Genomic DNA, 13,471 nt, shown 5'->3' with positions numbered 1-13,471 from the left:
AATACTAACTATTCAATAATATTAATCTTATAATTCTAATACAATTAAATATAATTATATTTCTATATTCGATAAACTAAATCAAACTACAAAAAATAAAAGAAAAAATTTTTTATATAATTAAAAATTAACATATAAAATCTATTAAAAACATTAATATATATAATAATATTATATACTTTATATCAATATCTATTGAAAAAACTCTATTACAGTCTAACTCAAATATTTAATAAACAAATATTGCATATATTTTTATAAAAATAAAACTAAATTCATATTATTTTTATAAGAATATTTAAAATATAAAAAATTAATATTAATTAATTTTTAAAAAATAATCCTTAATAACATTACTACGTTTTATATAAGTTCCTATATAAATTAAAATAACATTACAATTGATAACAAAATCTTATCTAATTAAATTAGAATTAATTTAAGTAACTTTACATTAAAAATATTTTTTTTAAAATTAATTTTCATATAAAAATATAAATCGTCTGCCTGTAATATACTGCTTAAATATCAATAATTTGATTATATTTTTTATAAATATAAACATTTATACCCATCGTTCTTATTTAAATTTAAAAACTAAATATAATTTATATATACAATATTAAAAATATTTTTTCAAAATAAAATTTTCTATAATGTTTATTTTTTATAGAAATAAAAATTCATTATATAACATATAGTCATTCACATATATTTCTTAAATAAACATAAATGAATTTATTCATCAAATTACGTGTATACTAATCAATTATTTAAAATTTAAAATTTTTTAAAAAATTTTTTATAAAACATATCTAACTAAAAAATTTTCATAATATTTTACTTAATAGTTCACATAAAAACCATTTAATATGATAAATATTTACATTTATCTTACAAATTTTATGTTTAAAGTATAAATATATATATATCATATATATTATTTTATTTAAATAACTCTATCTATTGTTAATTAATAATTAAATTAAATTAAAAAAATATTTAATTATTTCTATTTTTAAAATCAAAATAATCTTTTATAAAAAGCATATTTATACATTAAATAATCTATAATATGATGTATTTATTACTTAACATATATTAATACCATAAACATTTAACTTTTTAAATTATCTAATAAAATATATTATCACAGTATTTATTTACAGTATGGACTAAAAGAATGATCGATACACAAAAAAAACAACTAATAGTTGGATTAGATGTTGGTACTATGAAAATATCAGTTGTTATTGGAGAAATATCTGAAAAAGGTATAAATATTATTGGAATAGGAGAATCTAAATCTAAAGGAATCGAAAAAGGATTTATAAACAATTTAAAATCAGTAACTAATTGTTTGAAAAAAGCATTATTCCAAGCAGAATTTATTTCTAAATGCAAGATAAAATCCGCATATGTAACTCTATCTAATAAATATATAGGTTCTAAAAATGAAATAGGAATCATCCCAATTTCTAAAAATAAAGTAAATGAAACTGACATTAATCATATCATTCATACAGCTAGTTCTATTAAGATTAATGACGATTATCAAATAATACATATTATTCCGCAAGAATATGCTATAGATCAACAAATTGGAATAAAAAATCCAATAGGTTTATGTGGAAAAAGGATGGAAGCAAATGTACATATCATTACATGTCATAATAATATACTAGAAAACATTCAACATGCTACAAAAAAAAATGGAATTACAATAGATAAATTTATATTTTCCGGAATAGCTTCTGGAAATGCTGTACTTACAGCTGAAGAAAAAAATCTAGGAGTATGCATGCTTGATATAGGAGCGGGAACTATAGATATCACTATATATATATACGGATATTTATATTATAGTAAGGTTATTCCATATGCTGGAAATATGGTAACTAACGATATATCTTATGCTTTTTCTATTTCTATTCCTGAAGCAGAACATATTAAAATAAAATATGGACATGCGGATTTATCTAAAATACCGAAAAATAAAAACCTAAAAATATTAGATACTCAAGGTAATGTATTTCCCCATATCACAATAGAAAAATTAACAGAAGTAATCGAAGCAAGATATATAGAACTACTTAGTTTAGTACAACTAGAAATAGAAATAGTAGAAAAAAAATTAAAAAATAAAAATCATTCTGCTGAACTAAAATCAGGAATAGTTATAACTGGAAACGGATCTCAAATAAAATCTTTAACAACATGTTCTTATAATGTGTTTAATAAAAAAATAAGAATTGGATCTCCACTGAATACCAATAATGAAAAATCCATTATTTCTACACCAAAGTATTCTACTGCTGTAGGACTTTTACACTATGGAAAAAAAAAATTTAAACAGAATAAAAATACTGGTCAAAATAATACACTGTTAAATAGATACTTCAAAAAAATATATAATTGGTTATACAAAGAATTCTAATATATATATATCAATTCACTGAAAGGAAAAAAAAAATGTTTGAACAAACTCAACTAATTAACGATGCCGTTATAAAAGTCATTGGTGTAGGAGGAGGTGGAGGTAATGCTGTTGAACATATGGTTCGTGAAAAAATAGAAGGAGTAGATTTTTTTGCTATAAACACAGATGCTCAAGCACTAAAAAAAATTGAAATATGTCAAACAATTCAAATTGGAAATAATACTACTAAAGGATTAGGCGCTGGATCTAATCCTGAAATAGGAAAAAATTCTGCAGAAGAAGATAAAGAAGCTCTAAAATCAGCATTAGAAGGATCTGATATGGTTTTTATAGCAGCAGGAATGGGAGGAGGAACAGGAACAGGAGCAGCTCCAGTAGTTGCTGAAATTGCAAAAGATTTAAATATTTTAACAGTAGCTGTAGTAACAAAACCTTTTTCATTCGAAGGAAAAAAAAGAATGATTTTTGCAGATCAAGGAATAGTAGATTTATCTAAACATGTAGATTCTCTTATAACAATACCTAATGATAAGCTATTAAAAGTTCTTAGTAGAGGAATTTCTTTGCTAGATGCTTTTAGTGCAGCTAATAATGTACTTAAAGGAGCAGTACAAGGAATAGCTGAACTAATCACAAAACCTGGTTTAATGAACGTTGATTTCGCTGATGTTAGAACAGTTATGTCCGAAATGGGACATGCAATGATGGGAAGTGGAATAGCAGAAGGTGAAAATAGAGCTGAAGAAGCAGCAGAAATAGCAATTTCTAGTCCATTATTAGAAGATATTGATTTATCAGGAGCAAAAGGAGTATTAGTAAATATAACCGCCGGGTTTGACTTACGATTAGATGAATTCGAAACTGTAGGTAATACTATTAGATCATTTTCTTCTGATAACGCAACTATAGTTATTGGAACTTCTCTCGACCCTGATATGAATGAATCTCTAAGAGTAACAGTGGTAGCTACTGGTATTGGAAATGAAAGATACGACGACTTCCCTTCCATTCAAAACATATCGTCTAAAGAATTATCTTCTGATTACAGGTACCAAAATATTACTAGAAAAAATTTTTCTAAAGAAATCAAAAATAATGAAAAAAACAAATTCAATAATCAAAAACAAGATAATAAAAAAACTCAAAACTATCTAGATATTCCTTCTTTTCTTAGAAAAAAATAATTTTTATAATAAAAAGAACTTTAAATATTAAAAAATACTTAATAAAACAAATAATTGTTTAACTAACTAACACACTCATATTATGTCGAATAATATACTCTATAATTTTTAGATTTATACAATATGAAAAATAAAAATAATTACTATATAAATATTACTCAATCTGCTATAAAAAAAACAAAGAAAATTTTGTTAAATAAAAATTTAAATTTAAGAATTTACATTACTGGAGGAGGATGCAATGGGTTTAAATACAATTTCAAAATCGATGAAAAAGTTCATAAACATGATACTGTTATTAAAAATTCAGGAATTTCTTTTGTTATAGATCCTATTAGTATACAATATATCCACGGTGGAACTATCGATTACTTAGAAGATTTTTCAGGATCCATGTTTTCTATTAAAAATCCGAACGCAAAACAAACCTGTAGTTGCGGAGAATCTTTTAGCGCATAAAAAATACATAATCTACAAAATAGAACTTACTTTAACTTTATTACATGATAAAAACGTTTTAAAAATTATGAAAAAAATAAAAATTGGAATTATTGGCGCGACAGATAAAGAAATAAAAATTATAAAAAAAAAATGCAACTGTATAAGAAAAAAACTATAAATAATCATAATTTTTACGATGGATATATATGCAATACACATATTATTCTAGTTAAATCAGGAATTGGAAAAGTTTTTTCTAGTATAATAACTACTTTGCTTATAAAAAATTATTTGGTCAATGGAATCATTAATATTGGATCATGTGGAAGATTTAACGAAAAATTAAATATAGGCGATGTTATTATTTCTAATTCTGTTCAATACCATGATGTTAATTTAGAATCATTTGGATATAAAAATAACCAAATAGCAGGATGTCCACAAATATTTCATGCATATTATCCATTTATTCAACTAGCTCAAAATTGTTCAAAAATATTAAAAATAATCTATTTTATTGGAAACATGATCAGCGGAGATTCTTTCATTACAAATACTAAAAAAATTAAAATTCAAAATGTAGAAAAGAAACCCTTATCAATAGATATGGAATCAGCTTCTATAGCTCAAGTATGTTTTTTTTTTCAAACACCTTTCATATCTATCCGTAGCATTTCTGATCTTTCAAATAAAAACTCTGTACTTAATTATTATAAAAATAGAAAAAAATCTATAAAAAACTACTCTAAATTAGTTTTAAGTATGCTTAAAAATATAAGAAAAATCACATAATACTGTAAAAAAATAATTTAAAAACTATCACAATGAATAATATATATCTCAATTTAAAATTTAAAATATAAAATATAAAAATACAAACAACTACATGCCCGTGCAAACTATAATAACCACCGTGCACGAGCTAATCTAATTAAAATATTTTATAAAAAATATTGAGTATATTAATTTAATTAGTTTCTAATTTACTTTTTAAATTAGGAATGTCAGTTACAGTACCCTGGAAAATTTGAGAAGCTAAACATATGGATTCGCTTAAAGTAGGATGAGCATGTATAGTTAAAGCTATATCTTCAGCATCACATCCCATTTCAATAGCTAATGTGATCTCTGATAATAATTCACCAGCATTATTACCTATAATAACACCTCCTATAATTTTTTTTGTAACTTTATTAAATATTAATTTAGTTAAACCACTAGAAGAATTAGAAACAATTGCTCTACCTGAAGCAACCCAAGGAAAAATAGACACCTCATAACTTATATTTTTACTAATTGCTTCTTTTTCAGTAATGCCAACCCATGCTATTTCAGGATCTGTATAAGCGACACTTGGAATAACTTTTGGATCAAAATATACATTCTTGCCAGAAATAACTTCCGCTGCTATATGACCTTCATAAATTCCTTTATGAGCTAACATTGGCTTTCCTGCTACGTCTCCTATCGCAAAAATATGCGGAATATTTGTTCTTTGTTGATCATCTACTTTAATAAAACCAAAATTATCTAATTTAACCCCTATTAAATCAAGATTAAGTTCAGAAGTTGAAGGAAAACGCCCTACTGCAGCTAAAATATTATCATATTTATTTACATATATTTTTCCATCTCTATTTTTCATTTTAACAATAAAAAAACTATCTTTATCTTCTACATTTAAAATAGAAGTATTTGATTTATAATCAAACATTTTTTTTGATAATTTCAAATAAGTATAAACTATATCGTTATCTAAAAACGGCAAAGTGACCTGACTACTATCTACTATATCTACTTGAGAACCTATAGCACTATATACTGTTGCCATCTCTAATCCAATTATTCCTCCTCCAATAATTAACAAACGTTTTGGTATGTATTCCATATTTAATGATTTTGTTGAATTCCATATTTTTGGATTGTCATATTTTAGATAAGGTAATTTTACAGATTTTGAACCAACAGCAATAATCGCATATTTAAAATAAACTGTCGATATTTTTTTTTCTGAAACTATTCTCATACTACTAGAAGTTATAAATTTTCCTAATCCTAAAATAACTTCTATATTTCTTCTTTTAGCCATTAAAGAAATATTAGAACTAATGCTTTTTATTTTTTTTTCTTTCCATAATCGAAGTTTTTCTATTTTAATCACTGGACTATTAAAAAAAACTCCTTGATGTGATAAATCAGCAGCTTCTCTAATGACTTTAGCAATATGTAAAAAAGCTTTAGAAGGAATGCACCCAACATTTACACAAACACCTCCTACATTAGAATAGCGTTCTACTAATACAGTATTTAAACCTAAATCTGCACAACGAAAAGCAGATGAATACCCAGCTGGACCGGATCCAATTACCACTACATCAACATTATATTCAGAATTCATAAATAAACCCTTAAAAACTAATTCAGTATATAAAAAAAAAAATTGTGCTTACATCAATAATATACTCTATAAAAAATTATTAATAAACTGTTAATAATGCTACATTTGATAATATTTTTATTATAAAATTTAAAAAATTAACCGCATATACACCATTAATTACTCGATGATCATACGATAAAGACAAAGGTAATATCAAACGTGGTAAAATCTTATCAAAAATACATATTGGCTTTAAAAAAGCACGTGAAATTCCTAGTATCCCTACTTCAGGACTATTAACTATAGGAGTAAAAAAAGAACCTCCAACTCCTCCTAAATTAGAAATAGTGAAAGAAGATCCTTGAACATCTGATAATAACAAATTCTTTTTCCTAGTTTTTGCAGATAAAAGAAAAACTTCCTTCGCAATATCTATAATAGATTTTTTATTCACTTTTTTTAAAACCGGAATAAACAAACCTTCCTTACTATCCACTACTACTCCAATATTAAAAGATTTTTTAAATATCAAACTAGATGTAGAATCAGAGTAAATACTATTAAATTTAGGAAACTTTTTTAATGCGCAACATAATGCTTTTAAAATAAAAGGAAGATAAGTAATTGAATATAAATCTTCTTCTTTTAAAAAATCTTCAGATAGATTCTTCTTCAATTCATCCAATTCCGTAATATCAGCTTCAGCAAACTGTGTAACATGAGGAATTGAACTCCAATTTTTTTTTAATTGATTAATAGCACTTAATTCAACCCGATTAAAGAAATATGTATGTTCTTTTTCTAAATTCAATTCGGAAGAAGAAGAAGGATTTTTGAAAAAAACATTCTCTTTACTACGGGATAAAAATAGTGTAGAATTATCCTCTCGTCCCTTAAGATATACCTTAATATCTTCCTTAAGAACTCTTCCCTTTCTTCCTGTTCCTTTTATCTTACTTAGTTCTACTTTTCTCTCTCTTGCTAATCTTCTTACTGTAGGAGATGCATGACTTTTATCCTGATCTCTCTCTCTTTCTATGTCTGTATTCGCTTTCTCTTCTTCTTTTCTCTTTTCACTTTCTGAATTTGTCTCTATTTTCTCTTTTTCTTCTACTCTATTACTCTTTTTCTCCTTTTTTTCTGTTAATTTATCGGTTTCTATTCTTATGAATGGTGTTCCTGTCTTAATTTTTTGTCCTATTTTTACTAAAATTTCTTTAACTTTACCTTTTACGGTTGAAGGGATGTCTATAGAAATTTTTTGTCCTTCTACTGTAATTAAAGTTTGTTCAGGTTTTACTTTTTGTTCTTTTTTTATTTCTATTTCTGTTACTTCTACTTCTTCGTTTCCTATTTCTGGTATTGTATATGTTTTCATATTATTTTTTATTTTTTTTTTTTTTATTTTTATTTTTAAAAATTATGCTATTCTTGGATTTATTTTTTTTGGATCTATATTGAATTTAATTATTGTTTCTTCTACTATTTCATTTTTTATTTTTCCTTTTTTAGCAAGTTCATTTAAAGCAGTTATTACTATAAAAAATGGACTTATTTCAAAGTGTGATCTTAAATTTTCTCTACTGTCTGATCTTCCAAATCCATCGGTTCCTAATGTACGGTATGCTCTTGTAGGGATGTAACTTCTAATTTGTTCAGGATAAGATTTGATAAAATCAGTTGCTGCTATTGTTGGAATTTTTTTCATTATTTTTGTAACATAAGGTATTTTTTGTGGTTTTTTTGGGTTTAATGTATTCCATCTGTCGCAATCCTGACCTTCTCTAGCTAATTCAGTAAATGAAGTTGCACTATAAATTTCAGATCCAATATTAAAATTTTTGCTTAGAATTTCTCCCGCTTTTATTATGTTTTGAAGAATTGAACCTGAACCTATTAGTTGAACTTTATTTTTTTTTCCATGAATAGTTTGTAGTTTATAAATTCCTTTACATATTCCTTCTTTTATTTCTTTTTTCATTTCTGGCATTTTTATATTTTCATTAGAAGTAGTTATATAAAAATAAATATTTTCTTGTTTTGGTCCATACATTCTTTCTATTCCATTTTGAATTATTATAGCAAGTTCATATGCGTATGCAGGATCATAGGAAATACAATTTGGTACAGTAGATGAATAAATGTGACTATGACCGTCTTCATGTTGTAATCCTTCTCCATTTAACGTAGTTCTTCCAGAGGTCCCTCCTATTAAAAATCCTCTAGCTTGTTGGTCTCCAGCCGCCCAAAATAAATCACCAATTCTTTGGAATCCAAACATAGAATAATAGATAAAGAAAGGAATCATAGGATAGTTATTGCTACTATATGAAGTAGCTGCTGCTAACCAAGAAGATGCTGCTCCTAGTTCGCTTATTCCTTCTTGAAGCATTTGTCCTGTTTTTTCTTCTTTATAAAAAGAGAGTTGTTCTTTATCTTGAGGTGTATAAATTTGTCCTTCAGAATTGTAAATTCCGATTGTTCTAAATAATCCTTCCATACCAAAAGTTCTAGCTTCATCAGCAATAATTGGCACTATTCTTTTTTTTATTTTTTTATCTTTTAGCAAAATGTTTAAAATTCTAACAAAAGCAATAGTGGTAGAAATTTTTTTTTGTTGTTTTTCTAATAATTTTTTAAAATTTATAATTTGAGGTATAGATATTTTATCAGAAAATTTTATTCTTCTTTGTGGTACAAATCCTCCTAATGAAATTCTTTTTTCTATTATATATTTATATTGTTCAGATGTTTTTTTAAATCTAACAAACGGTAAAGATTCAATCTTATCATCTTCTATTGGTATATTAAGTTTTTTTTTTATTTTTAATAGATCTTCAATATTTATACTTTTTACTTGATGTGCAGTATTTTTTGCTTCTGCACTTTTTCCCATTCCGTATCCTTTAACAGTATGAAGTAGAATAACTACTGGTTTTTTTTTTGTTTCTTTTGCTTTTTTTATAGCATTAAAAATTTTTACTGGATCATGTCCTCCTCTATTTAGATTCCATATTTCTTGGTCTGTCATGTTTTCTACTAATATTTTAGTTTGGTTATATTTTTCAAAAAAATACTTTCTTATATATTTTCCATTTTTAGATTTAAAATTTTGATAATCTCCATCAACTGTTTCATTCATCAATTCTACAAGTTTTCCAGTTTTATCTCTATCTAATAGTGAATCCCATCTACTTCCCCATATAACTTTAATTACTTTCCATCCTGAACCATTAAAAGTATTTTCTAATTCATTTATTATTTTTCCATTTCCAATAACTGGACCATCTAATCTTTGAAGATTACAATTAATAATAAAAATTAAGTTATCTAATTTTTCTCGAACTGCAATGTTTAAAGCTCCTTTAGATTCAGGTTCGTCCATTTCTCCATCGCCTAAAAAAGCATATACAGTTTGTTGAGATGTATCTTTTAATTTTCTATTTTTTAAATATTTTAAAAATCTTGCTTGATAGATAGAACAAATAGGTGATAATCCCATAGATACTGTTGGAAATTGCCAGAATTCTGGCATCAATTTTGGATGTGGATAGGAAGATAATCCATTACCATTTATTTCTTGTCTAAAGTTATTCATTTTTTCTTCACTTAATCTATTTTCTACAAATGCTCTAGCATAAATTCCTGGAGATATGTGCCCTTGAAAATAAATTAAATCACCTCCGTTTTTTTTATTATCAGCTTTAAAAAAGTGATTAAAACATACTTCGTATAAAGTAGCTACAGATTGGAAAGATGCTAGATGTCCACCTAAATCTAAATTTTTTTTTGAAGCTCGTAATACGAGAATAATTGCATTCCAACGTACTACATTACAAATATTTTTTTCTAATTTTAAATTTCCTGGATAGTTTTTTTCTTTAGAATAATGAATAGAATTTATATAATCACTATTAAAGTTTTTTTTGAAAATTTTAATTCCATTTTTTTTTGCTTTTTTAATTAACTTTTTTATTATAAATTGAGTTCTTTGACTTCCTTCTCTGTCAATCATTGACTGTAATGCTTGCATCCAGTCTTTAGTTTCAAGTGGATCTACATCTTTATAGATATCATTAGACATAGCCTAACGTTCCTTAGTTTATTTTATATTTTTATTTATAAAAATTTAATTAAACAATTTAAAAAAATAATTAATTTTTATTTTTATACTATTATATAGTAATTGTAATTAATATTTTAAATTAGATTAATTCTAGTTTTTAATTAAACTAAAAACATTTTCTTTTAATAAATTTTTAAATAGTTATGAATTACTTTTTAACTTTTTAAATTTAATTGTTTATTTTGTATTACATAAAAATTTATATATTTTATATATTTTAATTTTTATCAAAATAATAAAGTCCAAAAAATTTTTTTAGTTAGTTAAATTATTGTTAAATATCATGTTTTTGTCATCATATAAATTAGTAAATAATTTACTAAAAGTAGTAATTATTTTATACTTTAGTATTTTTAATAAATGAATAAACATTTCAAAGGACTCTCTTTTGTATTCTTGTTTAGGATCTTTTTGTGCGTAACTTCTTAAGTGTATTCCTTTTTGTAAATTTTCTATAGATGAAAGATGATCTATCCATAATAAATCTAATATTTTTAAAAAAATCATTTTTTCAAAATTTTGTATTTTCTTTTTTCCAATTAATTCTTTTTTAAAAAGATGATATAATTTAAAATAGTTAGTAATTCTCCTGCTAATGTTTTTTGAAGTTAATTTTTTGTTTTTTTCGATCCATTGTATTATGGGTATAGATAAATTGTATTTATCAACTAAAAATTTTTCTAATTTTAGAATTGATTTTAATTCTTTTTTCTTAGATATTTTTTTTGAAATGAACTGATTAATAGTTTTTTCAAAAACGTCTTGAGCAATAGTATCTATTATTTTACATATATTTTTTGATTTTATTATCTGATTTCTTTGTTTATATATAGTATTTCTTTGATAATCAATAATATTGTCATATTCTATTAGTTGTTTTCGTATGTGAAAGTTTCTCATGTCTATTTTTTTTTGAGCATTTTGAATACATTGATTTATTAATTTGTGTTGTATTGGAATTTTTGGATCAATTACTAACTTTTTCATAAGATTAATAATAGTTTTTGAGGCAAATGTTTCTATTAAAGAATCTTCTAATGATATGTAAAATTGTGACGAACCTATATCTCCTTGTCTTCCTGCTCTCCCACACAATTGATTGTCAATTCTTCTTGATTCATGTCGTTCTGTTCCGATGATGTGTAATCCTCCTACTGATAATACTAAATTATGATTTTTTTTCCATTTTACAAAATTTTCTTTTTTTATATTTTTATTTTGATTAAAGTAACAGCTTCCACCTAATACAATATCTGTTCCTCTTCCTGCCATGTTAGTAGCGATTGTTACCATTCCTAATGTTCCTGCTTCTGCTATTATTTCCGCTTCTTTTTTATGTGATTTGGCATTCAAGACGTTATGTTTTATTCCAATTTTTTTTAATTTATTAGAAATATCTTCAGATTTTTCGATAGAAATAGTTCCAACTAATATAGGTTGTTTTTTTTTCACACAATTTTTAATATTTAAAATTATTGCATTCATTTTTTCTTTTTTATTTATAAAAACTAAATCCGGTAAATCTTTTCTTATCATGGGATTGTTAGTTGGAATGACAATAGTATTTAATTTATAAATTTCGTAAAATTCTTTTGATTCAGTAATAGCAGTTCCTGTCATTCCAGCTAATTTTTTATATAATTTAAAATAATTTTGAAAAGTGATAGAAGCTAGTGTTTGATTTTCATTATTTATAAATACTTTTTCTTTTGCTTCTATAGCTTGATGAATACCATCTGACCATCGTCTTCCTGGCATAACTCTACCTGTATGTTCATCTACTATAACTATGGAGTTGTTTTTGACAATATAATCTACATTTTTTTTGAATAAATAATGAGCTTTTAAAGCTGCTATTACATGTTGAATATAAAGGGAATGACTAGATAAATATAAAGATTCTTTTCTTTCAATTAATTTTAGTTTAATTAAAATTTTTTCTATCTTTATTAATCCTTTCTCAGTTAAATGAATTTGATTCTGTTTTTTATTTATATAAAAATCACCTATTTCATGATTTTTTTCTATTTTTTCTTTTTTTTGTAATTTTAATTTATGTATTATATTATTTATTTTTAAAAAAAATAGCGATCTATTTTCTAATGAGTTAGATATTATTAAAGGAGTACGGGCTTCATCTATTAATATTGAGTCAATTTCGTCTATTAATGCGTAATATAAATTACGTTGAGTTTTTTCTTTTGAATGAAAAACCATATTATCTTTTAAATAATCAAAAGCATATTCGTTGTTAGTGCCATATGTAATATCAGCTAGATATGCTTTTTTTTTTAATTTTTGTGACATACCTGAAATATTGAGCCCTACAGTTGTTTTTAAAAGTTTAAAGAGTGGAGTATTATTTTCTGCATCACGTTTAGCGAGATAGTCATTCATAGTTACTATATGAACTCCTTTTCCAATTAAGGAGTTTAAGTATGCAGGTAAAGTAGAAGTTAAAGTTTTTCCTTCTCCAGTTTTCATTTCAGCAATACTTTGATTGTTTAATACGATCCCTCCTAATAATTGAACATCAAAATGTCTCATCCCAAATATTCTTATACTGGCTTCTCGTACAACTGAAAAGGCTTCTGGTAACAAATCATTAAGATTTTTCCCTGATTTTAAAGAATTTTTAAAATATTCAGTTTTATTGGATAGTTGTTTATCAGTTAAATTTTTTATATTTTTTTCAAGAGAATTAATTTTTTGCACTATTAAATTAAATTTTTTTAATATTTTCTCATTTTTATTAAGAAAAAAATTTTTAAATAATTTTTTTAACATGTTATATCTCTCATTTAAACGTTTAATTAAATTAATAGCTATTATTTATTATTTTATATAATAAAGTTATTTATTTTTATATACTTTATAGTTTAATATGTTTTAATAGTAAA

The 13,471-nt window shown here is 24.3% G+C and carries 8 protein-coding genes; 4 read left to right on the top strand and 4 right to left on the bottom strand.

Features of this window, described 5'->3' with window-relative positions:
- Positions 1-1,183: 1,183 nt before the first annotated feature.
- From ftsA to D9V65_RS00845, 4 genes are all read left to right on the top strand, one after another.
- Positions 1,184-2,437: a cell division protein FtsA gene (gene ftsA, locus D9V65_RS00860; RefSeq protein ID WP_158341709.1), complete on the top strand. Its 1,254-nt coding sequence runs from the start codon at positions 1,184-1,186 to the stop codon at positions 2,435-2,437.
- A gap of 35 nt (positions 2,438-2,472) precedes the next feature.
- Positions 2,473-3,624: a cell division protein FtsZ gene (gene ftsZ / locus D9V65_RS00855; protein WP_158341708.1), complete on the top strand. Its 1,152-nt coding sequence runs from the start codon at positions 2,473-2,475 to the stop codon at positions 3,622-3,624.
- Positions 3,625-3,747: 123 nt separating this feature from the next.
- The gene (gene erpA / locus D9V65_RS00850; RefSeq protein ID WP_158341707.1) at positions 3,748-4,083 is read left to right on the top strand and encodes an iron-sulfur cluster insertion protein ErpA; all 336 of its coding nucleotides are present in this window, start codon (positions 3,748-3,750) and stop codon (positions 4,081-4,083) included.
- 132 nt (positions 4,084-4,215) lie between these two features.
- The gene (locus D9V65_RS00845; RefSeq protein WP_158341706.1) at positions 4,216-4,857 is read left to right on the top strand and encodes a 5'-methylthioadenosine/adenosylhomocysteine nucleosidase; all 642 of its coding nucleotides are present in this window, start codon (positions 4,216-4,218) and stop codon (positions 4,855-4,857) included.
- A gap of 175 nt (positions 4,858-5,032) precedes the next feature.
- Here the strand turns inward: D9V65_RS00845 and lpdA are convergent, their stop codons facing one another.
- The 4 genes from lpdA to secA all read right to left on the bottom strand — a co-directional run bounded on the left by lpdA (position 5,033) and on the right by secA (position 13,358).
- Complete coding sequence (gene lpdA, locus D9V65_RS00840; RefSeq protein ID WP_158341705.1) at positions 5,033-6,463, bottom strand: dihydrolipoyl dehydrogenase; 1,431 nt, start codon at positions 6,461-6,463, stop codon at positions 5,033-5,035.
- 79 nt (positions 6,464-6,542) lie between these two features.
- Positions 6,543-7,823 (bottom strand): 2-oxo acid dehydrogenase subunit E2, encoded by a 1,281-nt coding sequence (locus D9V65_RS00835; RefSeq protein ID WP_158341704.1) that lies wholly within the window; start codon positions 7,821-7,823, stop codon positions 6,543-6,545.
- A gap of 42 nt (positions 7,824-7,865) precedes the next feature.
- Positions 7,866-10,529: a pyruvate dehydrogenase (acetyl-transferring), homodimeric type gene (gene aceE, locus D9V65_RS00830; RefSeq protein WP_158341703.1), complete on the bottom strand. Its 2,664-nt coding sequence runs from the start codon at positions 10,527-10,529 to the stop codon at positions 7,866-7,868.
- Between the two features lie 297 nt (positions 10,530-10,826).
- Positions 10,827-13,358: a preprotein translocase subunit SecA gene (gene secA, locus D9V65_RS00825; protein WP_158341702.1), complete on the bottom strand. Its 2,532-nt coding sequence runs from the start codon at positions 13,356-13,358 to the stop codon at positions 10,827-10,829.
- Between the last annotated feature and the right edge of the window lie 113 nt (positions 13,359-13,471).

The organism is Buchnera aphidicola (Anoecia oenotherae) (assembly GCF_005080765.1).
GTDB classification, from domain to species: Bacteria; Pseudomonadota; Gammaproteobacteria; order Enterobacterales; family Enterobacteriaceae; genus Buchnera_E; species Buchnera_E aphidicola_AB.
This window is presented reverse-complemented; position numbering and strand designations above follow the sequence as displayed.